Origin of the sequence: Clostridium merdae, assembly GCF_900176635.1 — a bacterium.
GTDB classification, from domain to species: Bacteria; Bacillota; Clostridia; order Oscillospirales; family Acutalibacteraceae; genus Faecalispora; species Faecalispora merdae.
Genome location: NZ_FXLN01000003.1, coordinates 332,506 through 355,109 on the forward strand (window position 1 = coordinate 332,506; position 22,604 = coordinate 355,109).

Below are 22,604 nucleotides of genomic sequence, written 5' to 3' on the forward strand. Positions count from 1 at the left end.
TTGCAAACTAGTGGGTTAAAAACACTACCTCACTTGTTTTGAATCGCATTAGTAACGAAACACAATCTATTTTCAAGTGTAAGAGTGGGAGTATACAGAAATTCACACTCCTGTTATAATCAAATTAATCTACGTAATTGCCTTTTATGGAAGGAGGGATTTCTTTTGGAGGATACCATTTTACCCTCTAAAATATTTTGCTTTCACCCGTCGGCGGAAAAAGAAACGAAAAATCGGAATCGAACGGTTTATCACTATACTTCCCCAGAAGGTCTGCTCGCAATCCTATCCTCATCCAGCATCCGTTTTACCGACTGCCAGTTTCTCAATGACCGCTCCGAGTACAACCACATTCATATTCCTTTGGAAGCCGCATTTGAAGAGGTGCGTTCTAGCCTGTACCATACCGGTCTCAGCGAACTCATTCAGGGCTTTATCAACGATAAGTACGATTTTCAGGAACTGATTGTTGAGAATCCCTCCCTAGGGCATGATGGAACAAAGCTGCTTACCATGCGGCACTTTGTCTTTTGTGCATCAACAGACCCAGATTTGCTCAATATGTGGAACTACTATGTAAAAGGCAACAAATACCAAGGCTATAACCTTGGCATATCCGTGAACGATATCATCCGTTCACTATCCAGCATGACAGAACATAACAGCAAGCTGTTTTACGGCCCCGTTATTTACAGTAATAAAGAAAAAATAGATACTCTGAAAAAAGCCATTCAGGTTACGGATGAATCCCTGCACCTTGCTCTTAAAAACATTTCAAATTCGGACAATCAGGAACTGGTGATTCAAGAAAAATACGAAGAGCTTGTTTCTTATCTTGAGAACTTTCGATTATTTTTTAAGGATGCTTCCTTTTCCAGTGAAAAAGAATACCGTTTTGTTCTGCGAATGCCAGAAAGACAAACGGAAATGCCGGGCAGTCCAATTAAAATTGACTATACCGTTCGCCAAGGAGTAGTAACCCCGCATTGTGATGTACCCTTTCGCAAAAACGGAGTGATTAAAAAAATCACAGTCGCTCCAATGGTAGAAAATGCACTTGCAACGGCGGGGCTACAACGCTATTTACAGGACAATGGCTACGATAACTATATTGAGATTAATGAATCTAAAATCCCAATCCGCTACTAAAACAACGCTCTATCAATAAAAATGAAACAAGTATTAATCGAGTTAAAAAAGAAGGAGGAACCAAAATGTTTTATTCCACACAGTATTCTTCTCCCCTTGGCGTAATCACACTTGCAAGCGATGGCACGCACCTTGTAGGCTTATGGTTTGATGGTCAGAAATATTTTGGCGGCACGGTAACACAGCCAATGGAAGAAAAAAATGATTTGCCTGTTTTCCACACGGTAACCAATTGGTTAAACCGCTATTTTGCAGGTGAGAGTCCCTCCGCAGCATCGCTTCCTCTTGCACCGAACGGCACTGACTTTCGCAAGGAGGTTTGGCAAATCCTTTTAGAAATTCCTTATGGCGAAGTGATTACCTACGGGCAAATATCTGAAAAGATAGCTGCCCGCAGAAGTTTAGCGCATATGTCTTCTCAGGCTGTTGGCGGAGCCGTGGGACACAATCCCATTTCCATCATTATTCCTTGCCACCGCGTTGTTGGTTCGAATGGTAAGCTAACCGGCTATGCCGGTGGTACCGATAAAAAGCTTTGGCTTTTAAACCATGAACACGCAGAGCTTTCTCACAAGGCTGCGCGCTCCTAACCATTACTACACATCAGCAAATAAATTGATAAGGCTGTCAATGTTACCATTGGCGGCCTTATTTTTTAATAAGAGGGCATAAAGCACATCCTTATAATCGGCTTAAAAAAATCACCTTTTCCCCTAATCTATATAAAAAATGAAACGCCAATGTATATGCTATTTGCCATTATTTGTTTATTCAAACAAGCCAAAAGTTTCATTTCTCTCCTTTTGTAAATTAGACAAATCTTAGGGAAATAAGAACTTTTTTTGTTATATATTGACTTTGAAGAATTGCTTTGCTATGCTAAAGCTAAATGTTAGATTAAACTAACTGTTCGTCAGACAAAGCAAGTCATTCTCTTATTGGTAGAACTTACGCCGCTTTGAATTCCGACAATTAGTTAGTATTAGCTAACTGATTGTATGCGTCATGCAGGAATGGAAGTGAACCATTTGTATAAGATTGCCATTTACGGGAAGGGTGGAATCGGGAAATCCACAACCACTTCAAACCTTTCTGCCGCACTTGCTGTGCAAGGGTACCGCGTTATGCAGATTGGGTGCGACCCAAAGGCGGATTCCACGAAAAATTTGATGAACGGGCGCAAAATTCCAACCGTGCTAGATCAAATTCGGGAGAAGGGTGACGATTTAAAGCTCGAAGATATTACATACACCGGGTTTTCAAATGTAATCTGTGTGGAATCCGGCGGCCCAACACCGGGGATTGGATGTGCTGGGCGCGGTATTATTACCGCCTTCAACAAGCTGGAGGAGCTTCATGCCTATGAGGTTTTTCAGCCCGATATTGTCTTTTACGATGTTCTGGGAGATGTGGTATGCGGCGGCTTCGCCATGCCAATACGCGGCGGGTATGCTGACCGTGTTTTCATTGTTACCTCGGGCGAAATGATGTCTTTGTATGCCGCTAGTAATATTTCACAGGCGATTAAAAACTTTGGCAATCGTGGTTATGCAAAGTTTTCGGGTATTATCCTCAACTCCCGCAACATCGAAAATGAGCAGGAGCTGGTACAAAAAGCCGCAGAAGAGATTGGAACACACATTGTAAAAGTAGTACCTCGCAGCTCGTTTGTACAGAGTGCGGAAAATGAAGGAAAAACAGTAATTGAGGCATTCCCAGATTGTGAAATGGCGAAGGAATATTTAGACCTCGCTTCAAAGGTCATGGAGGTATGCAATGAATAGCTGCGGGTGTTTTGAATCCACACTTCACTACGCCACACCTGCTCACGGTGGCTGGGGCGTGGTTCGTATTGGTATGCTCGCACCAGAAAGCTACCAGCTTTTCATTTCACCCTTTGCCTGTGGCAGGCACGGTGCGCTCGGCATCCTAAAGCAGGGTCTGAAAGACCGTATCTCTTACTACTACATTGACCAAAGCGATATTATAAACGGCTACGACAATTTGATATTGGAAGCGGCAGATGAGCTGCTCAATGTATTAAAAAAGAGACCGCGCGCTATTTTCGTGTTTGTAAGCTGTCTGGATGACCTGATTGGAACCGACTGCGATGCGGTAGAAGCTGAGCTGGAGCTTCGCTACCCAGACATACAGTTTCGCATCGCTCACATGAACCCCATCACGCTTGGTTCGGACGAGCCCCCACCCGTTGGAATACAAAAACGCGTGTACAGCCTGCTTGCAAAGCAGCCGGAGCACGACGGTGGCATCAATAGCGTTGGGAATCTGGTTGCACTAGACCCAGAATGTGAACTACATAGACTACTTGAGAAAAATGGATTTCCCGCCCTACGCCATGTGAGCCAATACGAATGCTTTGACCAGTGGCAGGAGATGGCCAAAAGCTCTTTTAACCTTGTGCTTATGCCTCCCGGAGTTAAAGCGGCAAAAGAGATGGAGAAGCGCTGTAACATCCCCTACCGTTTTTTCCCGGTTAGCTACGATATGGATGACGTGGCAGAGCAATACCAACAAATACAAGATTTTTTAAAACCGAAGCAAGCACAGTATTTTGATTTTACAGAGGATAGACAAGCAGCGCAGGCCGCCATTGAGCGTGCGGTAAAAAAGCTTGGCAAGCTGCCAATTATACTCGATTCTTCTGCCGTGGTGCGCCCATTTAGCTTGGCCAAGGCGCTTTCGGGCTATGGCTTTGCTGTGCATACAATTGTTGCGCAGGAAGTGATTCCAAGTGACAAAGCTGCTTACAATTGGGTATTGCAGAATTTGCCCACAGTAGAAATCATACAGCCCCAGCACAACGACATTGTAAAGTTTGATAAGCGCTTCCCCAAAAGCCTTTCCATTGGTGTAAACGCCGCCTATATTTGCGGTTCAGAGCATGTGGTAGATTTGTTTGCTGATGAGGGACTATTTGGGTACTATGGCATACGCCGATTCATGGAGCTGCTGGAAGAAGCCACAGACACAGTGATCGACCTGCGGGCACTGATTGAGGATTATGGATTGGTGGTGTAATTGTTTTGGGTAAGCTTTGTGTAAAACTTCCTCCCTTTTCCCCCGATTATTCAGGGGTATGCTCGGCTATTTTTGAACTAAACTGTGTTGCGGTACTGCACGATGCGTCAGGCTGTACGGGTAACTATACCGGCTACGATGAACCACGTTGGTATGGTTCAAAATCTGCTATTTTCTGCTCTGGCCTGCGTGAGATTGACGCTATTTTGGGCGACGATGAAAAGCTGATTCAAAAGGTTTTGAAGGCAGCAGAAAGTTTAAATCCTGAGCTGATTGTTTTAATTGGTAGCCCTGTGCCAATGGTAATTGGAACCGACATGGTAGGAATAGCGGCAGACATTGAGTCACGAACCGGTATCCCCTGCCTCGGATTTGACACCACCGGAACCAAATATTATTCAGACGGGATTGCACAAACCTGTGTTGCACTGATGGAGCGCTTTACCAAAACGACAGACCATAAAATACAAAATGGAGTCAATCTTTTGGGTATTACTCCGCTCGATTTTCCCAGCATTGCAACGGGCGATTTAAAAGCACTGATGAAAGAGAATGGCTTTGAACTGGTGTGCAGCTTTTGCGATGGCTTTAGCATGCAGGCAATTGAAAATGCTGCTCAGGCTTCCTTGAACCTTGTTGTTTCACAGTCAGGCTTACCGCCCGCGCGTTACATGGAAAAGCACTTTGGCATCCCGTATCTGGTGCAGATTCCGATTGGGAAAGCGGCAAAAGAGGACTGGCTAAGCAGAATACGTGATTCCCTGCGCGAGCAAACAACCATAATTCCGACAGCAAAAGGCGGAGAAGCCGACACGCTTATATTAGGCGATGAGATTCTATGTCGCAGCATACAGCTTGCACTGGAAGCTGATTACGGCATAACCTCAGATTGCGGTTGTTTATTCGGCGTTGAAAATGAGCTAGAGGGCGAAAATATTTTAAACCTTTCTGACGAACAGAAAATAGAAGCCGCAATAAATTCTGGCAAATATAAAAGGATTATTGGCGACCCTATGTTCCGCATGCTATTGCAACCGGATACAAAGGTTGAATTTTTGGATTTACCATCCTATTGCATCTCGAGCAAAATGTCTGGCATGGCACCAATCAGCTGTATTGGCGAAAATTTTCAATCTTTCTTTGATTCACACACATAGAAAACAAACCTGTAAATCGAAATAATGACAGCGATTGCGCTGTTTATTAGGATAAAACATACTGGTTCTGCCGGATGCTCTGATTACTTTTTGGCAGAACAGATTAAGGAAAGTAGGTAGAACATGTTTAAACTTTCAAAAAGAGTTCTTTCTGCGGCTGTTAGCGTACTGATGCTAACCTCTGCCCTTGCTGGATGTGCTGGTACCGCAGGGCAGTCCTCTTCCGGGGAAACCTCTCCTTCCGATGCGTCTAAAACGGCAAGCGCTACGCACACCGTTGTTGACCACGCAGGGAATAGCATTGAACTCCCCACTCAAATCAATCGAATTGTCATTTCCTCTATTTTGCCTCTTCCCTCCGTCGTGGCTCTGTTTGACGGTGCGTCGGCAAAGGTAGTAGGTATGGACCCCTCATCCATGGCGGCGGCGAAAAACTCCATTCTACCCAAGGTTCACCCTGAAATTCTGAATGCAAGCACTGATTTTCTAAAGGACGGGAACCTCAACATTGAAGAGGTAATCAAGCTAAAGCCAGACGTCGTGTTCTACTCTGCGGACAAAAAGGCGGATTATGAAGCGCTCACTAAAGCGGGAATTCCCGCCGTGGGCTTTAGTACCAGCAAATTCGAATTTAACTCCGTGAAAACCTTTGACAATTGGGTCACGTTACTCGGTGAGGTTCTCGGACAGGCCGAGACTGCGAAAAAAATTGCAGACTATGGCTACGAGGTTGAAAATGAGGTAACCGCAACTATCAAAGCGGCTGGCGATACAATTAAAAAGCCTCGGGTGCTCGTACTTTTTCGATACGAAAATGGAGCCATTAAAACCTCTGGCAGTAACTTCTTTGGTCAGTTTTGGCTCGACACAACCGGAGCAGAAAACGTTGCCAAAGATTTAAAGGGTATTGCAGATATTAACATGGAGCAAATTTACCAGTGGAACCCAGACATGATTTTCATTACCAACTTTACTCCCTACCAACCGGAGGATTTATACGGCAACACCATTCAGGGCTTTGACTGGAGCAAGGTAAAAGCCGTGCAGGACAAAAAGGTTTACAAGTTCCCGCTTGGCATGTACCGTTGGTTTCCACCTGCATCCGACACTCCCCTTTCCTTAAAATGGCTTGCGTCGAAAACCCAACCAGAGTTATTTAAAGATATGGATATGCAAAAGGAAGTAAAGGAATATTACAAGCGATTTTATAATTACGAACTCAAAGATGACGAACTTGAGCAGATTTTTAACCCCTCCAGTGATGGTTCTGGTTTGAAAAAATGAGCAGGGCATCACTGAGTATGAAAAGCAGGGTCGTCTTACTGCTTCTACCCTTTGCTGCTGCAATTGTGTGCCTTGGCATTGGTCGCTACTTTATTAGTGTTCCAGATACAATACGTGTACTGCTGTCCCCCTTTACAGGTGCCAGTGTTGATTCCACCCAGCTTTCTGTATTGTTTGGAGTTCGTTTGCCGCGTATTGTTCTTGCAATGTTCATTGGAGCCGGATTGGCAGTTTCCGGTGCGGCTTTTCAAGGGCTATTCACCAATCCGCTCGCTACGCCCGACACCCTCGGTGTAGCAAGCGGAGCCTCCTTTGGTGCGGCGGTAGCACTTATGTTTTCTAAGAACTTAATCGCAGTTCAGCTTTTTGCCCTAGTCTTTGGTATGTGTGCCATTGTAATGACTACCATTATCAGCCGCCAGAAAGGCAAAAGTACCATTATTATGGTTGTTTTAAGTGGCATGGTGGTTTCTTCCCTATTTCAAGCAATGGTATCACTCGTGAAGTTCGTGGCAGACCCGCAGGATGTACTCCCTAGCATTACCTATTGGCTTATGGGTAGCCTTACCGGAGTGAGCTATGCCAGCCTGATGCTGGGCTTGCCTTTTATCATCGCGGGCATCCTCACTATTTTTTTCCTACGTTGGCGCCTGAACGTTATGGCACTCAGCGACGACGAAGCCCGTTCCCTTGGTGTGAATGTAAAGCGAATTCGTCTAATGATTATGTTTGCAGCTACCTTTGTTACAGCCTCCTGCGTTTCTATGTGCGGGCAAGTAGGCTGGGTAGGGTTATTGGTACCGCACATAGCGAGAATGCTATATGGCAGCAACAATAAAAATGTAATACCGGTCAGCATCAGCTTTGGTGCCATCTTTTTGCTAATGATAGACACACTGGCACGCAGTGCCACTGCCGCAGAAATACCTATCTCGATTTTAACCGCCGTAATCGGCGCACCGTTCTTTATTGGTCTTTTACGTAAAACGGGAGGAACTCAGTTATGACATTTGAAGTAAAAAATGGCTGTTACCGTTACCCCGGAACCGAGCGGCAGATTTTAAAGGACGTGTGCCTACGTGTGGAAAGTGGCAAGGTGCTCAGTGTGCTTGGTTCAAACGGTGTAGGCAAAACCACATTATTGCGCTGCATGATGGGAATGCTGAAATGGAACAGCGGACAAAGCTTGCTTGACGGCACACCTCTTTCCTATATACCTGAACGCGAGCTATGGCAAAAAATTGCCTATGTACCGCAAGCAAAATCCTCTGTGTTTTCATACACGGCAAAAGAAATGGTCACGCTGGGGCGTTCTGCTCACCTGAAAATGTTTGAACTGCCTAGTGCAGAGGATGAAGAGCTGGCACTCGCCTGCATGGAATCCATTGGAATTCTGGGTTTAAAGGATAAGCAGTGCAACGAAATGAGCGGCGGAGAGCTGCAAATGGTGCTCATTGCACGTGCTATTACCTCGAATCCATCTATGTTGGTATTGGATGAACCAGAATCGAACCTTGATTTTAAAAATCAGCTCACTGTTTTGAACTGCATTCAGGAGCTGTCACGCAAACGTGGAATCTCTGCCATTATCAACACCCATTACCCAGACCACGCATTGCAGATTGCCGACGATGCGCTCATTCTCAACCGCGATGGTACCTGTATGTATGGCAAAAGCACGGAGGTAATCAGCGAAGAGAATCTAAACCGTGCTTTTTCGGTTCGGGTGTGTATTCGCAGTGTAGAAGTGGAGAATGAATCTTTTCATTGTGTCATTCCCGTAGCTTCAAAGCAAACCGTACATTAACATTAATCCCCTTTTTTAGCGAAACGATAATTTGTTGAAAGCTCAAGCTAAATAAAGAAAAGGCAGAGAAACGAAATATCGTTTCTCTGCCTTTTTGTAATACAAGCTTGCTTAATAGCGTTCTACTCCATCACCGGTAACTCGCGCATACACAAGCGGAATTTCTTTTGGCGCTTCATCGCTTATGGTAACCGAGCTTTGGAACAAACGCTCTGCTGGTTCACAAAGTGATTCTTTCGAAGTGTAGAACACGGCAAGCGGTTCACCCTTTTTCACCCGGTCGCCAACCTTCTTTTTCAGGATAATTCCAGCGCTGTAATCAATGGAATCTTCCTTCTTCTCACGTCCAGCTCCAAGCTCTACAGATGCCATTCCGCACTTTGCGGTATCCATTGCATAGAACCAACCGTCCTGCTGGGCACAAACCTCTTTTTGTACCTTTGCCTGCTCAAATTTGCTGTTATCGTCCAGAACAGACACATCGCCACCCTGTGCGGCAACCATTTGTTTCAGGCGCTCAAATGCTTCCCCATTGTGTAGCTGCTTCTCTGCCATGGGCTTGCACTCCTCAATACTGCCCTTGCCAGCAAGGTACAGCATATTGGCAGCAAGCTCAATGCAAATCGCCGTTAAATCGGCAGGACCGTTGCCCTTGAGGGTATCGCACACCTCGCAAATCTCGAGCGAGTTGCCAATGGCATTGCCCAGAGGGCGGCTCATATCTGTTATTAAAGCCACCGTTCTGCGGCCTACGTGCTCACCAATGGAGACCATCGCATCCGCAAGGCGAATGGAGTCGTCCAGCGTTTTCATAAATGCACCGCTGCCCTCTTTCACATCCAGAAGAATACAGTCGGAGCCCGCCGCAATTTTTTTACTCATAATGCTGGAGGCAATCAGTGGGATGCTGTTAACCGTTGCGGTAACATCGCGCAGGGCATACAGCTTTTTATCAGCAGGCACCAGGTTACCGGACTGCCCAATGACACTTACGCCAACTTTACGCACAATCTCAAAGAAGCGCTCGCGGTCAAGAAAGGTTTCCATCCCCGGAATGGCTTCCATTTTATCAATGGTACCGCCGGTGTGCCCAAGGCCACGACCGCTCATTTTTGCTACCGGTACACCAAGGGACGCAACAATGGGAGAAATAATCAAAGTGGTTTTATCGCCAACACCGCCGGTACTGTGCTTGTCTACCTTAATACCCGGAATGGAGGAAAGGTCTACCGTATCCCCTGATGTTGCCATACTCATGGTAAGAGTAGCCGTTTCTTCCTCAGTCATCCCTTTATAATAGATTGCCATTAACAGCGCAGAAGCCTGGTAATCCGGAATATCCCCTGCTACATAGCCGTGAATGAAATACTCAATTTCTTCTTTCGTCAGTTCCCCGCCATCTCTTTTTTTCTCAATAATATCAAACATTCTCATGAGGGTCACCCTTTTCTAAATACTTTTATATCCTATACGCATTTTAATATCATAAAAGCAACGGCTTTATTTAGGCCTGCTTTGCTTGCCAATTCGGATGTATTATTGCTCTAAATCCTTGCCACTAAAGCCCAACGGCAGCAGCTCTTTTAATGTGTATGTTTGCCATTTCTCCGGGCTTTTTGCCAGAAGAATACGAAAGCTCTCGGGGTCACCAAATTCCATCATTACTTGGCGGCAAACACCACAGGGAGCGCAATACTCATGAATCGGCTCTCCTTTTTTACCGCCTACAATAGCAATGGCAGTAAAATTACGCTCACCAACGCTTACAGCTTTAAAAAATGCGGTACGCTCCGCGCAATTGCTTGGCGTATAGGCAGCATTTTCAATGTTGCAGCCTTGGTACAGCTTACCTTCGGCAGTAAGAAGTGCCGCGCCAACAGCGAACCCGGAATAGGGAGTATAGGCCATTTCGCGCGCTTCAATTGCTGCGTTTACCAGTTCTTTATCGGTCATATTTCGCTCCTTCTTTCTATTTTTTGATGGCAAAGGGCGGATCAAGAATCCGCCCTCCCCTGTTGAAACGAAACGAGTAGTATTAATACTTCTCTGTAATCGCTTCGTTTTTAATAATCTGAATGATACGGCTGGTACCAAGTCTGGATGCTCCAAGCGAAATAAACCGCTCTGCATCGTCCATACTGGCAATTCCACCCGCCGCCTTAATTTTAACGTTCGGGCCTATGTGCTTTGCAAACAACGCTACATCGTCAAAGGTTGCACCGTTAGTCGAAAAACCAGTGGAGGTTTTAATATAGTCGGCACCCGAGCTTGTAACAACCTCGCACATGCGAATCTTTTCTTCTTCGGTAAGAAGGCAAGTTTCAATAATGACCTTTAGGATACGGCCCTCGCAGGCTTGCTTTATCTTTTTAATTTCATCCTCAACCTGCTCATAAAGGCCATCCTTTACCCAACCAATATTGATTACCATGTCGATTTCATCGGCACCGTTTTGTACTGCGTCTTGAGTCTCAAACACCTTTACCGCTGTGGTAGAGTAGCCGTTCGGGAAGCCAATCACCGTACACACCCGCATTGCATCTTTTACATATTCTTTGGCCTGCTTTACATAGCTGGCGGGAATACACACAGACGCGGTGTGGTATTGCATTGCGTCATCACAAATCACTTTTATCTGCTCCCAAGTGGAAACCTGTTTGAGTAAGGTGTGGTCTACCGTACCGACAATTTTAGATTGTTCCATAAGTTTCTCCTTCTATTAGCGTTCTCCTTTTTCATAAGGCACACCGTCTGCTTTCGGGGCAACGGAGCGACCAACAAAGAGAACCAACACAATAATGGTTAATACATATGGCAGCATAGCCAGAATCTGGCTGGGTAGAACAATACTGCTGTCACTGCCGCCAAGCACAACGGTAAGAGCCTGCGCCAAACCAAACAGCAAGCATGCACCGTAAGCGCCAAACGGAGTCCATTTACCGAAGATGACCGCTGCCAGCGCAATAAAGCCCTGACCGCTAATGGCCGTCTGGTTAAACTGAGAAATAATCGCCAGAGTCATGGAAGCACCGCCAAAGCCTGCCATCACACCAGAAAGCAGAACGCAAATGTAGCGTGTACGGGTTACATTGATACCAAGGGTATCTGCAGCGGCAGGGTACTCACCCACCGAGCGAATACGAAGTCCCCACTTGGTTTTATAAAGCACAAACCAAATCACAACCGTAGCAACCAGTCCCAAAAGAACCGTTACATCTACATTCAGGTTCTCAAAAGCAGTGCCGTGGAAACCATTCTCGCCAAACAGCTTCGGCAAGGTAGTCACCGGGGGAGTCATCGCCGCATTATCAAACAGCAGACGGCAGAAAAACAATGCAAAGCCAGGACCTAACAGGTTAATTGCGATACCAGAAATCGTTTGGTCCGCATTAAAGGTAATGGATGCAATCGCATGCAAGAGCGCAATTGCCGCACCTGATGCACCTGCCGCCAAGAAGCCAAGCCACGGGTTGCCGGTAAAGTAGCTGACGGAGGCTGCGGTTAACGCCCCCATAGTCATCATACCCTCAATACCAATGTTTACAACACCGGCTCGTTCCGAAATAACACCGCCCAGTGCACCAAAGACCAAAGGGGTGGAGTACATCATTGTAATGCCGATTAAAAGCAAAATATCATTTAACATGTTCAGTACCCCTCTTTCCCAGTCTGTCTGCCAAAATCGGGATAATCCGAGTTAAGGCAACAAAGAACACAATGGTACCAATCATGATATTAATGATTTCAGTCGGTGCACCTACCACCTGCTGAACACTCTGGCCGCCATACAACAGGCCGCCGAACAACAGACCAGCAAACACACAGCCAACCGGAGATGAACCAGCAATCAGCGCTACGGAAAGGCCGTTAAAGCCGTTGTTCTCGAATGCGGCCAGCGTAGAGATACTATGCGGAGCCACGCCAGTAATCGTCAGTGCACCAGCAAGGCCAGACAGCGCACCCGCAATCAGCATTGCGTCAATAATATTGCGGTTCACATTGATGCCAGAGAATTCCGCTGCATCGCGGTTAAAACCAACTGCACGCAGCTCGTAACCTTTTTTGGAACGATACAGCAATACCCAAATAATTGCAACCATTATAATTGCGATTAAAATTCCAAAGTTCACATCGGTACGAACCAACATGTCATACAGCCATTTATGAGGCTTGAGTGCTTCCACTCCCTCAGGAGAAGCCTTCCAGTTGGGAAGAAGCATGGTAAAGCTCGATTCATTTACCGGCAGACTGGCAGTGGAATTGGGTCTGTGATACGCTTCTGAATTCACTACAAAGTTGCAGAAATACAAACCAATCCAGTTGAGCATGATGCTGGTAATAACCTCGTGAATGCCGAATTTTGCTTTTAGAAGACCAACCATACCACCAAACAGCGCACCGCCGAGCACACCCGCCAGCACAACAATCGGGATTTGCAGTACCGGTGCTAAATCAAGCTTTGCACCAACCAGTACCGCTAATACGGTACCCGCAATGTACTGGCCCTCTGCACCAATGTTAAACAGGCCGGTCTTATAGGCAAATGCAACCGAGAGACCCGTGAGGATAATGGGGGTTGCTTTTATAATTACGTTAGAGATGTACTTGGGCTTTGAGAAAATACCATTAAACAGCGCACCAAACGCCTCAATGGGGTTATACCCAGCCAGAACCAAGACAATCGCCGCTACCAGAAAGCCAAATAAAACAGCAATCAGCGTGGAGGTGATTGGTTTTTTTAGAATTTTAACCAGCGTTTTCATTCCGCTTTCCTCCCGCCATTAATAGTCCAACCGTGTTTTCATCGGCTTCTTCTTGTGTAAACGAGCCGGTAATGGCACCGTCGTAAATAACACTGACGGTATCGGCCACATTCAAAATTTCATCCAGCTCAAGCGAGATGAGCAAAATTGCCTTGCCCTTATCGCGCTCCTGAATCAGCATTTTGTGCACGTACTCAATGGCACCTACGTCGAGGCCACGGGTAGGCTGTACGGCAATCAGCAAATCGGGCTCATTCGAAATTTCTCTCGCAATGATTACCTTCTGCTGGTTACCACCAGAAAGCCCGCGCGCCGGGTGGGATTCGCACCCCGCAGGGCGAATGTCGTAATCTTCTACCAAACGCTTTGCAAAGGCCGTGATTTTATCCAGCATTAGCATTCCGCGCTTGCTAAATTCATCGCTGCGGTATTTTTCAAGCACAGAGTTCTCTGCTACGGTGAACGGGAGAACCAGGCCGCGGCGCTGGCGGTCTTCATGTATGGTAGAAATTTTATGTTCAATGACGTTGCGGGGAGTGGTGTTCTGAATTTCGGCTCCATTTATGTTGATGGTTCCGCTTTCCACCTTCGTTAGGCAGGTAATTGCCTCTACCAGCTCTTTTTGACCATTTCCGTCAACACCGGCAATTCCGACAATCTCACCTCTGCGTACGCGAAGCGAAAGGTTCTTCACCGCTTCAAGCCCGCGTTCGTCCTTCACTGTCAGGTTTTGAATTTCAAATACAACGTCGCCGGGTTCTGCGGGTGTTTTATCTACCACCAGCTTTACCTGGTGTCCCACCATTTTTGTTGCAAGCTCTTCTTCGCTTACATCTGCCACGGGGAAGGTGTCGATATACTTACCACGGCGAATGATGGTGCAAACATCGGACGACGATTTAATTTCTTTTAGCTTATGGGTAATGATGATAATCGTTTTCCCATTGGCTGCTAAACCGCGCATAATTTCAATCAGCTCATGAATCTCCTGCGGAGTAAGCACCGCCGTTGGTTCATCCAGAATCAAAATGTCAGCACCGCGGTACAGCGCCTTTAGAATTTCAACACGCTGCTGCATACCAACCGAAATATCTTCAATTTTCGCGTCGGGGTCAACCTGAAGACCATATTCCTTTACAATCTTCACTACGTCCTCACGCGCTTTTTTCATGTCGAGTACACCAAACTGGTTGGTTACTTCCTTACCGAGAATAATGTTTTCGGTAACCGTAAAATTGTCTACCAGCATAAAGTGCTGGTGAACCATTCCGATTCCATGTGCAATGGCGTCGTTCGGGTTTTTAATGACGACTTTCTCGCCATTTAAGTAAATTTCTCCTGCTTCGGCCTGGTAAAGACCGTAAAGCACGTTCATGAGGGTACTTTTTCCGGCGCCGTTCTCGCCCAAAATAGCGTGAATAGAGCCTTTTTTCACCTCCAACTGCACCTGATCAAGGGCACAAAAGGAGCCAAACATTTTTACAATACCGTGCATCTGTACTGCATATTCCGGGCTGTATTCCATAGTAACTCTCCCCTAACCTTCCGTTTTCTTTTTTATGCGAAAGGCGCCCGAAGGGCGCCCCTCCATAAAAAAGTGTCTAGTCAGATGCAATTATTATTTCATGTCTTTCACGAAAGCATTGTAGTCCTTCTCACTTGCGGGAGGAACCAGCTTGCCTTCTTTAATCTGGTCTTGCAGAGCAGCAGCAGCCTTATAGGTATCCTCACCCATCAGCTTGTGCTCAGCGGGGATGCCAGCAGCATCTTCTTTTACACCCAGGCTGATTGTGGTGCCACCGGTCTTTTTGCCATCTTTAATTTCTTTGGAAACTTCTTCAACCGCTTTGTCAACCTTCTTGAGAGCGGAGGTCAAAACGTTTTCAGGAGCGAGGTAAGCCTGGTCTTTATCAACGCCGATTGCAAATTTCTTTGCTTCTTTAGCGGCTTCAATAACGCCGGTTCCAACGTTGCCCGCAGCATGGAATACGATGTCGCATCCGCCGGAGTACATTTTGGAAGCAATTGCTTTGCCCTTCGCAGAGTCGCTAAAGCTCTCCGCATACTGAGCAACGACTTCGATCTTCTTGTTCATCTCTTTTTCGCCATATTTAACGCCGGCCTTGTAGCCGTATTCAAACTGGTCGATAACGTCGCTCTTAATGCCGCCCACAAAGCCAACCTTGTTGGTCTTGGTGGTTTTTGCTGCAATGTAGCCAACGAGGAAGGAAGGCTCCTGTGCACGGAACACAACCGCAGTTACGTTTGCGGGAGTCTCTTTACCGTAATCGTTGTCAACAATTGCAAACTGAACATCTGCATTTGCTTTTGCAGCTGTTTTGATTGCATCACCCATTGCAAAGCCAACGCCCCAAATCAGGTTGTTGTTGTCATCCACTGCTTTGTCAAGGTTGGTTGCGTAGTCTGCATCCTGCTTGGATTCGGTGTAGCTGATGACTGCACCAGTGTCTGTCTTTAGTCTCTGCAAGCCTTCCCAAGAAAGCTGGTTGAAAGACTGGTCGTTTACACCGCCGGTATCGGTAACCATGGTGACCTTAAAATCTGCTTTTGCTGTGCTGGATGTCTCCGCAGCACCAGAGGGAGCAGCACTAGGCGTAGTGCTTGAGGACGGTTTTGCACCGCTTGAGCATGCTGTGGCTGAAAGAGCCATAGATGCTGCGAGTAAAATTGCGAGTACCTTTTTCATACATTTTCCTCCTGATAATTTTGAAATATGATATACCGCTAAAAAGCAGTATTTCTGGCTTTGAGGACGGGGGATGAGAACAACCGGAAGCTATACACTGCCTATTTGGGTAATGTATTCTGCTTTAAAAACCAAAGAAATAATTAGGCGAGTGCGAGTGCAATCTCCATCATTTGCGTAAAGCCTGTTTGGCGCTCCTCTGCCGGGAGGGATTCACCTGCAAGCGGGCGGTCTGAAATCGTAAGCAGACATAGGGCATTTTTCCCCGCACGAGCCGCATTCATGTATAACGCCGCAGCTTCCATTTCTACTGCAAGAATGCCCATTCTCTTCCAAGCGGGAAGAAAATCTTCATTATCGTCGTAAAACGTGTCGCTGGAGAGGACATTGCCAACCTTCATAGAGATTCCCAACTCTTCCGCCGCCTTTACCGCACGGCTTAACAGCCCAAAATCGGCAATGGGTGCATAGGTACCGGGAAGACGATATTGGTCGGCAAAGCTGGAGTTGGTGCAGGCACCCATCCCGGCTACCACATCGCGAAGCTGAACGGAATCATCCAGCCCACCAGCGGAACCAATGCGAATAATATTTTCTATTCCATAGAAGTTAAATAGCTCATAGGTGTAAATACCCACGGAAGGAATACCCATGCCACCACCCATTACGGAAACGGGGCGGCCTTTATAGGTACCGGTAAAACCAAGCATATTGCGAATTGTGTTAAAGCAGGTTACATTTTCCAGATACGTTTCTGCTATAAACTTTGCGCGAAGCGGGTCGCCCGGCATGAGAACGGTTTTGGCAATTTCGCCTTCCTTGGCGGCATTATGGGGCGTTGGTATGCTAGACATCTTTCGTTACCTCCTGTTTTTTATCTTACTATTTCATTCAGGCACGATTCGCCTGTAATACGCGGCTCAATGCCGAAATACTCCAGAATGGTTGCACCAATGTTGGCAAACGTAGGTCTTGTTCCCAAATTTGCGCCTGCCTTTACCTGCTTACCGGTAATGACCCACGGAATGTACTCACGGGAATGGTCGGTAGAGGGTGTGGCAGGGTCGCAGCCATGGTCTGCGGTAATCATGAGCAAATCATCCTCGCGCAGCCCGGCTAACAGCTCCGGTACTTTTTCATCAAAATAAGCAAGTGCCTTTGCATAGCCGTCTACATCGTTACGGTGGCCATATAGCATATCAAAATCCACCAAATTAATAAAGCAGAGGCCGTTAAAATCCTTTTGCAGGTAGCCAAGTGTACGTTCAATGCCGTCTGCATTGTTTTTCGTACCTATGGATTCGGTAATGCCTTTCCCCACAAAAATATCATTGATTTTGCCTACGGCGATTACATCAAAACCTTTTTCGCTAAGCTGGTCTAGCATGGTTGTGGCAGGCGGCTCCATTGAAAAGTCGTGCCGGTTCGAGGTACGCGAAAAGTTCGGGAACTCACCGATAAACGGGCGGGCAATCACACGGCCTACGCCATGCTCCCCCTGGAGCATTTCTCGCGCGATTTTGCAATAGCGATACAGTTCTTCTAGCGGTACAACCGATTCATGAGCCGCTATTTGGAACACACTGTCTGCGGACGTATACACGATTAAAGCGCCGGTTTCTACATGCTCTTTCCCGTAATCACGGATGACATCCGTGCCGGAATACGGCTTGTTGCAAATGACGCGGCGGCCCGTTTTCTCTTCGAATTCGCGAATCACATCTTCCGGGAAGCCCTCGGGATATGTGGGCAGGGGCTTGGGGGAATAAATACCGGAAATCTCCCAGTGACCGATTGTGGTATCTTTTCCTTTTGAAGCCTCCTGCAACCGGGCAAATGTTCCGGCAGGCGAGCTTTCCTTCGGCCAGCAATCTACGCCATCAATATTGAACAGGCCAAGCTTTTGCATGTTGGGCATATGAAAATACGAGCTGGTGGCACAGGCTGCCAGTGTATTGCTGCCCTCATCGCCGTATTCTGCTGCGTCCGGTTCTTCTCCAATACCACAGCTATCTAATACAATCAAAAACACCCGTTTGTTCATGATGATTATCCTTCTTTCCGTTTCGTTGTTTCCCGAATTTTCAGTGTGACCGGCAACATGTTTTCACGCTGTCTAATCGTACCATACTTTGTTTGCTCAACGATTAACTGCACACACAGCCGCCCGATCTCTTCAATTGGCTGAGCTACCGTGGTGAGTGTGGGAATCATCTGACGGCTTAAAAACACGTCATCGTAACCTACAATCATCACATCGTCTGGCACCTTGCGTTTTTGTTCATAAATTACTTTATAAAGAGCAAACGCTACAATGTCAGTGGAGGCCAGAATCCCATCCGTATCAGGATACCGCTCAAACAGCTCCCTCGCACTTTGAACCCCTTCGTCGTAGCTGTACCGGCTGCTCACAAATAGCGGCTCAATTCCGTGCTCTGTGCATACATCCACAAATCCGCGCGAACGCTGCAGACTGCTAGAGTATTGCAGCTGTCCTCGCATAAGCACCAGCTTTCTGCACCCACAATCAATCAGGTGCTGTGTAGCAAGCCGGGCACCGTTGTAATTGTCCGACTGAACGGAGGCAGTATATACCGATTCTGCATTTTTATCCATCACCACAATCGGAATGGGGCAATTGCGAATCTCTTCATCCAAATGCTCGTTGTTCGCGGTAATAATAATACCGTCTGCATTCATCCCAATCAGCATTTTAATATAAGACAATTCTTTCTCCGGGTTTTCATCGGAATTGCAGAGAATCATTTTATAGCCGTTTCGGTAAGCCTCGTCTTCAATGGCACGGCCTATTTCACTCAAAAAAATGTTTAAAATGCTTGGAACAATATAACCGATTAATCGGGAGGATTTTTTATAAAGGGAACGTGCAATCTCGTTGGGGTTATACCCTGTTTTGCGAATGGCTTCTTCCACCCGCCTCGTTTTCTCTTTGCTCACATTAGCCGTACCATTAATCACACGCGACACCGTTGCATTCGAAACACCGGCCATGCGGGCAATATCGCTGATATGAATCAAATTGCTCACCCAAAACCTTCTATGTAGTCAACTTTGATTTCTGTACGCTAACCATGATTACCAATTTCGCAATGCGGGACAAACAGTTTTTTCAAATGCCGTTTTTTGAAACCGGTTTCAATCTGTGGCCGCAAAAAGCCTTTTGTCCATATTATAAACTAAACTTACCGATTCGTAAATTAAAAAAGCAAAAATTTATATATTTTTTCTAAAAATTATAGAATGTTTGAAGAAAAATCCAGACATATGGTATTTTTTTCCGTTTGCTGACCCGCCCATAATGGAACGAGCGGGTCCTGCCCAACGGATCAAATTGCTATAAAACCATCTTAGAAATGGACATACACTTTTATTTAACTATAATATTTTGAAACCCAACAGAAGCAGCCAAATTAGCAAGCTCCTGCATTCGCTCCGGTGTTGGTGAGGAAAATGTGGCAAAGGAGCCCCTTACCCCATTGTTCCGGAAAGAAATCAACAGCAACCGCGTACTGCCGGTTAGTGGTCCAAGCAGCTCTGCGATACCGCAAATTGCCGCTTCGGCGTCCACATGCCCTTCTACATAAACAATGCGAACCTCCTCAAGCTTCCCACAAGAAGAGAGAAACACCAGGTTTTCTTTTACGGCCGCATTGTCGCCACGCGTAAGAGCCCGAAACACATCCGGTGACCAAGCCTTTACATCAAGCATCACGCCATCGCAAACCTTCATCAGCTCCGGGTACTGCGAGAACCGCACCGTACCGTTGCTGTCGCACAGGCACGTAAGTCCTTTTGCCCGAGCCAATGTAAACAGCTCCTGCAAAAAGTCCGGGTACAGCCCACACTCCCCGCCAGAAACCGTGATACCGCGAATAAACGGAATGTTTTTCTCCACTTCTTTCATGACGGCAGGAGCATCCATCCAGCGTATTTTGGGGGATGCGTTGCGTGGACAAACGCGAATGCAGGTATTGCAGTTTACACACTTTTCTGGATTCCACTCCACAACACCGTTCACAATCGAAAGCGCACCCTCGGGACACTGCGGCACGCAAACACCGCAGCTGTTGCAGAGGTTTTGTGTCTCCGGGTTATGGCAGTAGCCACACGCAATGTTGCATTTCTGCAAAAAAATGGAAGTTCGGCTGCCGGGGCCATCCACCGTACTAATGGGGATGATTTGGTTTACGGGCACCTTTGTCATGCCATTCGAACCTTTCTTTCTGCAAGGCGGTTCGTGGTGTAGCTTGGTGCACCAAGCTGAGTGGTATTTTGCAGAACCGCCTCATGCTTGTTAAATTTCTCCATTTCGCTCCGTTTTACAAGGTAGCCGGTGATACGAACCAGGTCTGTATCTGCCGAATAGAAGCTCATATATTGAACTCCCAAGGAAAACGCACCCTTTACTGCATCCAGCAATGCGGCTGGGTTCTGGTGAACATTGCTTGCTATTGGGAAAATATCGCCTACTCCAGAGGGGAAATAGTGATGGTAAAGCGAGCTGTGGCGCAGATGATCCGCGAAGGAATCTGGCTCATCTCCCACCGGGATGCGAACACCAGAGGTAATGCCGAGGTCTGTATCAAGCCCTACCTGTGCATGCAGTAAAAATTGGTCGTTTGTAATGGGAGAATACAGCGCTTTGCGCTGTGAAACAATCTCGTTAATGCGTTCCATAATGCGAACGCCGAGTTCGTCAGCCTCTTTATCGTGCCCATACTTTTTGCCCTTCGCCTGCATCAAGGCATTTACCGATTCTGCAAGCCCAGTAACACCGAACATCGGGAGGAAACGGTCTTTGGAGAGCAAACCTTCTTTGACTAGGAAGTTCGACTCAAAGAATCCGGATTCTTCCACAATAAAGCGGATGCGTTCATTGAGGTAATCTGCAATCAGGTTAAGGCACTCGGGCAAAAGCTCATTCATAAAATGCTCTTCATCTCTCGCCTCTTTTACCAATTCCGTAAGCGTCACGCGGGTAAGCGAATAGGCACCACCCTGCGTTGGCAGAATATTGTAGCAGCTTGCCACACCGTAACGGTCGCCAAACGGAGCCCTATTTGCCACATGATTGCAAATTGCCGGATTCGAACATGCCAATGAGCACTGAATTGCATATTCCATAAAGGAATCCGGCGTGATCGCCGGGTCATATTTAATCGTAAAGTTTGGTACTGTATTTTTTAGCTCCGACTCCACTTTCAGAATAAGACGGCCTGCACGTGTTTCTTCCGGCCCTAGGTTTGCATGGCAGAAGGAGTCTGTAATGGTGCGGTCCAAATACGTAAAGAACAAACGAAGCTTATCGCAAATTTGCTCATCCGTAAGGTCGCCGAGGAATGGATCCATCATTTTATCAAGGCTTCCTAAATAAACTGGGAAGTTTGTAATAGAAGGAACGTGGCGGTACAAAATCATCAAAGAGAAAATCAGTTCATCCAGCGTTTTCGGAGGACTCAGCTTTAAAAACTCGCTGCCCTGCTCCACAAACTTTTCATAATCGGGCAAAATATAGCGAGGCCGATACGGCGCTGCCCCTTCAAACAAATCGTTTATGGCTCCGGTTGCAAAAAAATGCTTGGTACGCTCCGGAATATTCAGTACATCCAGTGCGTTTTCAGCCGCTTTGGCAAGACCCATCAGCTTTTGTTCATGGGTCAGCTCACGGGAGGTGAGAGTTTTGTAGGTACTTTCCAGATTCATCATAAAAAATTCTCCTTTCCGATCATCAAAGTGCGGAAACGGTGCGCTTTTGCGGAAAGCCGCTTGGCACAGGGTTATTTCATAAGAAATGATTCCATCTCTTTTTTCAAAGCCTCATATTGTGAGGCCGTAATTTGTAATTTGCCATTTTTCACACTTACCAGATGCTTGCCTGCCAGTCTTGAAACGGCTCGGTTTACTGTGCGTACACTGTTCCCCGTTGTTTCGGCAATCTCCATACGGGTATAGGATAGGCGAATGGAGTCGGGCATATCCCCGCTTTTCTCATAAGCACGAATTAAAAATTGAACCACCTTGCCGTCTGAATCCAGAAAATGCAAATTGCGTTCATTGGCCGTTTGGTTAATGTAGCTATTTAAAATCCACCGTACATGCAGGAAAAACAGCTCTAGGTCACATCGCATCCACAAAAGATATACATCTGTTGGGAAAGCCACTAACCTGCACGGCGTTACTGCACGAACCTCGGCAATATAACGGGGAATTCCGCCTAATGCTTCATATTCGCCAAAAAAATCCGGTGCATCCGACTCGGTTAACATGTAGCGTGAGATGCGGGTTTGGTTCGTAACGACGGACACGCGGCCTTTCATGAGGTAATACACCATGTTGCTCGGGTCATCTTCATGAATGAGGCTTTCACCTGCGGAAAGGGTAACGGGGTACACTTGGCCGTCCGCCGGGTATTTCGCCAATATTTTGCGCAGTTCTTTGCGAAAAGGCTCGCTTTCTGCCTCGATATATTCGCTTACCTTCACCATGTCCCCTCCCTTCCCATTTAAAAAGTACTGCCTCAATGTGCAAATTGCAGCACTATTCTTTCTTTTAGAAGCGTTGCTTTAATTGTATTTTATATCAATAGAGCAGAGAAATAAAAGGACTCGTGTCCTCTTTTTAAAAATATAGCATAATTTCTACTGCGCATCTGCTATTTTGTGCAAATTAACGGTAAT

The 22,604-nt window shown here is 46.5% G+C and carries 21 protein-coding genes; 8 read left to right on the top strand and 13 right to left on the bottom strand.

Annotation, left to right across the window (positions count from 1 at the left end; genetic code table 11):
* Nucleotides 1–165: 165 nt before the first annotated feature.
* The 8 genes from CAN90_RS03345 (at nucleotide 166) to CAN90_RS03380 (ending at nucleotide 8,436) form a co-directional block, all read left to right on the top strand.
* Nucleotides 166–1,149, top strand: a complete 984-nt coding sequence (locus CAN90_RS03345) for a DUF2971 domain-containing protein (RefSeq protein ID WP_085832419.1) — start codon at nucleotides 166–168, stop codon at nucleotides 1,147–1,149.
* 65 nt (nucleotides 1,150–1,214) lie between these two features.
* Nucleotides 1,215–1,739, top strand: a complete 525-nt coding sequence (locus CAN90_RS03350; protein ID WP_085832420.1) for a methylated-DNA--[protein]-cysteine S-methyltransferase — start codon at nucleotides 1,215–1,217, stop codon at nucleotides 1,737–1,739.
* A 438-nt stretch (nucleotides 1,740–2,177) separates the two neighbouring features.
* A complete protein-coding gene (locus tag CAN90_RS03355; RefSeq protein WP_085832421.1) occupies nucleotides 2,178–2,933 on the top strand; it encodes a nucleotide-binding protein in 756 nt (251 codons plus the stop codon).
* On the top strand, nucleotides 2,926–4,188 hold the full coding sequence (locus CAN90_RS03360; protein WP_085832422.1) for a nitrogenase component 1: 1,263 nt from the start codon (nucleotides 2,926–2,928) through the stop codon (nucleotides 4,186–4,188). Before CAN90_RS03355 ends, CAN90_RS03360 begins: the two co-directional genes overlap by 8 nt.
* A gap of 5 nt (nucleotides 4,189–4,193) precedes the next feature.
* Nucleotides 4,194–5,345, top strand: a complete 1,152-nt coding sequence (locus CAN90_RS03365) for a nitrogenase component 1 (RefSeq protein ID WP_085832423.1) — start codon at nucleotides 4,194–4,196, stop codon at nucleotides 5,343–5,345.
* Between the two features lie 123 nt (nucleotides 5,346–5,468).
* Nucleotides 5,469–6,629 (top strand): ABC transporter substrate-binding protein, encoded by a 1,161-nt coding sequence (locus CAN90_RS03370; protein WP_085832424.1) that lies wholly within the window; start codon nucleotides 5,469–5,471, stop codon nucleotides 6,627–6,629.
* A 17-nt stretch (nucleotides 6,630–6,646) separates the two neighbouring features.
* Nucleotides 6,647–7,636, top strand: coding sequence for a FecCD family ABC transporter permease (locus CAN90_RS03375; RefSeq protein WP_242953562.1), 990 nt, complete (start codon nucleotides 6,647–6,649; stop codon nucleotides 7,634–7,636).
* A complete protein-coding gene (locus CAN90_RS03380; protein WP_085832426.1) occupies nucleotides 7,633–8,436 on the top strand; it encodes an ABC transporter ATP-binding protein in 804 nt (267 codons plus the stop codon). The genes CAN90_RS03375 and CAN90_RS03380 overlap by 4 nt, the downstream gene beginning before the upstream one ends.
* Nucleotides 8,437–8,547: 111 nt before the next feature.
* Here CAN90_RS03380 and CAN90_RS03385 read toward each other — a convergent pair whose 3' ends face one another.
* The 13 genes from CAN90_RS03385 to CAN90_RS03445 all read right to left on the bottom strand — a co-directional run bounded on the left by CAN90_RS03385 (nucleotide 8,548) and on the right by CAN90_RS03445 (nucleotide 22,412).
* Nucleotides 8,548–9,870 (bottom strand): pyrimidine-nucleoside phosphorylase, encoded by a 1,323-nt coding sequence (locus CAN90_RS03385; RefSeq protein WP_187138290.1) that lies wholly within the window; start codon nucleotides 9,868–9,870, stop codon nucleotides 8,548–8,550.
* A gap of 102 nt (nucleotides 9,871–9,972) precedes the next feature.
* Nucleotides 9,973–10,566, bottom strand: a complete 594-nt coding sequence (locus CAN90_RS03390) for a cytidine deaminase (protein WP_159450356.1) — start codon at nucleotides 10,564–10,566, stop codon at nucleotides 9,973–9,975.
* Nucleotides 10,472–11,140, bottom strand: a complete 669-nt coding sequence (gene deoC, locus CAN90_RS03395) for a deoxyribose-phosphate aldolase (RefSeq protein ID WP_085832428.1) — start codon at nucleotides 11,138–11,140, stop codon at nucleotides 10,472–10,474. Before deoC ends, CAN90_RS03390 begins: the two co-directional genes overlap by 95 nt.
* A 15-nt stretch (nucleotides 11,141–11,155) precedes the next feature.
* Nucleotides 11,156–12,082, bottom strand: a complete 927-nt coding sequence (locus CAN90_RS03400) for an ABC transporter permease (protein ID WP_085832429.1) — start codon at nucleotides 12,080–12,082, stop codon at nucleotides 11,156–11,158.
* The gene (locus tag CAN90_RS03405; RefSeq protein ID WP_085832430.1) at nucleotides 12,072–13,199 is read right to left on the bottom strand and encodes an ABC transporter permease; all 1,128 of its coding nucleotides are present in this window, start codon (nucleotides 13,197–13,199) and stop codon (nucleotides 12,072–12,074) included. The genes CAN90_RS03400 and CAN90_RS03405 overlap by 11 nt, the downstream gene beginning before the upstream one ends.
* Complete coding sequence (locus tag CAN90_RS03410) at nucleotides 13,183–14,724, bottom strand: ABC transporter ATP-binding protein (protein WP_085832431.1); 1,542 nt, start codon at nucleotides 14,722–14,724, stop codon at nucleotides 13,183–13,185. Before CAN90_RS03410 ends, CAN90_RS03405 begins: the two co-directional genes overlap by 17 nt.
* A gap of 93 nt (nucleotides 14,725–14,817) precedes the next feature.
* Nucleotides 14,818–15,906 carry a BMP family lipoprotein gene (locus CAN90_RS03415; RefSeq protein ID WP_085832432.1) on the bottom strand — a complete coding sequence of 363 codons (1,089 nt, stop codon included), beginning with the start codon at nucleotides 15,904–15,906 and terminating at the stop codon, nucleotides 14,818–14,820.
* 143 nt (nucleotides 15,907–16,049) lie between these two features.
* On the bottom strand, nucleotides 16,050–16,760 hold the full coding sequence (deoD, locus tag CAN90_RS03420) for a purine-nucleoside phosphorylase (protein WP_085832433.1): 711 nt from the start codon (nucleotides 16,758–16,760) through the stop codon (nucleotides 16,050–16,052).
* Nucleotides 16,761–16,780: 20 nt separating this feature from the next.
* Nucleotides 16,781–17,950, bottom strand: a complete 1,170-nt coding sequence (locus tag CAN90_RS03425; RefSeq protein ID WP_085832434.1) for a phosphopentomutase — start codon at nucleotides 17,948–17,950, stop codon at nucleotides 16,781–16,783.
* A gap of 5 nt (nucleotides 17,951–17,955) precedes the next feature.
* Nucleotides 17,956–18,954: a LacI family DNA-binding transcriptional regulator gene (locus CAN90_RS03430; RefSeq protein WP_085832435.1), complete on the bottom strand. Its 999-nt coding sequence runs from the start codon at nucleotides 18,952–18,954 to the stop codon at nucleotides 17,956–17,958.
* 340 nt (nucleotides 18,955–19,294) lie between these two features.
* Nucleotides 19,295–20,131: a YjjW family glycine radical enzyme activase gene (locus CAN90_RS03435; RefSeq protein ID WP_085832436.1), complete on the bottom strand. Its 837-nt coding sequence runs from the start codon at nucleotides 20,129–20,131 to the stop codon at nucleotides 19,295–19,297.
* Nucleotides 20,128–21,633 carry a YjjI family glycine radical enzyme gene (locus tag CAN90_RS03440; protein WP_085832437.1) on the bottom strand — a complete coding sequence of 502 codons (1,506 nt, stop codon included), beginning with the start codon at nucleotides 21,631–21,633 and terminating at the stop codon, nucleotides 20,128–20,130. Before CAN90_RS03440 ends, CAN90_RS03435 begins: the two co-directional genes overlap by 4 nt.
* Before the next feature lie 71 nt (nucleotides 21,634–21,704).
* Nucleotides 21,705–22,412: a Crp/Fnr family transcriptional regulator gene (locus CAN90_RS03445; RefSeq protein ID WP_085832438.1), complete on the bottom strand. Its 708-nt coding sequence runs from the start codon at nucleotides 22,410–22,412 to the stop codon at nucleotides 21,705–21,707.
* Nucleotides 22,413–22,604: the final 192 nt, after the last annotated feature.

Excerpts from the sequence above, each read along its gene's own strand:
- CAN90_RS03440 (WP_085832437.1), bottom strand. The coding sequence starts at position 21,633 with ATGATGAATCTGGAAAGTACCTACAAAACTCTCACCTCCCGTGAGCTG.
- CAN90_RS03385 (WP_187138290.1), bottom strand. The coding sequence starts at position 9,870 with ATGAGAATGTTTGATATTATTGAGAAAAAAAGAGATGGCGGGGAACTG.
- CAN90_RS03415 (WP_085832432.1), bottom strand. The coding sequence starts at position 15,906 with ATGAAAAAGGTACTCGCAATTTTACTCGCAGCATCTATGGCTCTTTCA.
- deoD (WP_085832433.1), bottom strand. The coding sequence starts at position 16,760 with ATGTCTAGCATACCAACGCCCCATAATGCCGCCAAGGAAGGCGAAATT.
- CAN90_RS03375 (WP_242953562.1), top strand. The coding sequence starts at position 6,647 with ATGAAAAGCAGGGTCGTCTTACTGCTTCTACCCTTTGCTGCTGCAATT.
- deoC (WP_085832428.1), bottom strand. The coding sequence starts at position 11,140 with ATGGAACAATCTAAAATTGTCGGTACGGTAGACCACACCTTACTCAAA.
- CAN90_RS03425 (WP_085832434.1), bottom strand. The coding sequence starts at position 17,950 with ATGAACAAACGGGTGTTTTTGATTGTATTAGATAGCTGTGGTATTGGA.
- CAN90_RS03445 (WP_085832438.1), bottom strand. The coding sequence starts at position 22,412 with ATGGTGAAGGTAAGCGAATATATCGAGGCAGAAAGCGAGCCTTTTCGC.
- CAN90_RS03410 (WP_085832431.1), bottom strand. The coding sequence starts at position 14,724 with ATGGAATACAGCCCGGAATATGCAGTACAGATGCACGGTATTGTAAAA.
- CAN90_RS03405 (WP_085832430.1), bottom strand. The coding sequence starts at position 13,199 with ATGAAAACGCTGGTTAAAATTCTAAAAAAACCAATCACCTCCACGCTG.
- CAN90_RS03380 (WP_085832426.1), top strand. The coding sequence starts at position 7,633 with ATGACATTTGAAGTAAAAAATGGCTGTTACCGTTACCCCGGAACCGAG.
- CAN90_RS03400 (WP_085832429.1), bottom strand. The coding sequence starts at position 12,082 with ATGTTAAATGATATTTTGCTTTTAATCGGCATTACAATGATGTACTCC.
- CAN90_RS03390 (WP_159450356.1), bottom strand. The coding sequence starts at position 10,566 with ATGCAGAGCGGTTTATTTCGCTTGGAGCATCCAGACTTGGTACCAGCC.
- CAN90_RS03350 (WP_085832420.1), top strand. The coding sequence starts at position 1,215 with ATGTTTTATTCCACACAGTATTCTTCTCCCCTTGGCGTAATCACACTT.
- CAN90_RS03370 (WP_085832424.1), top strand. The coding sequence starts at position 5,469 with ATGTTTAAACTTTCAAAAAGAGTTCTTTCTGCGGCTGTTAGCGTACTG.
- CAN90_RS03360 (WP_085832422.1), top strand. The coding sequence starts at position 2,926 with ATGAATAGCTGCGGGTGTTTTGAATCCACACTTCACTACGCCACACCT.
- CAN90_RS03435 (WP_085832436.1), bottom strand. The coding sequence starts at position 20,131 with ATGACAAAGGTGCCCGTAAACCAAATCATCCCCATTAGTACGGTGGAT.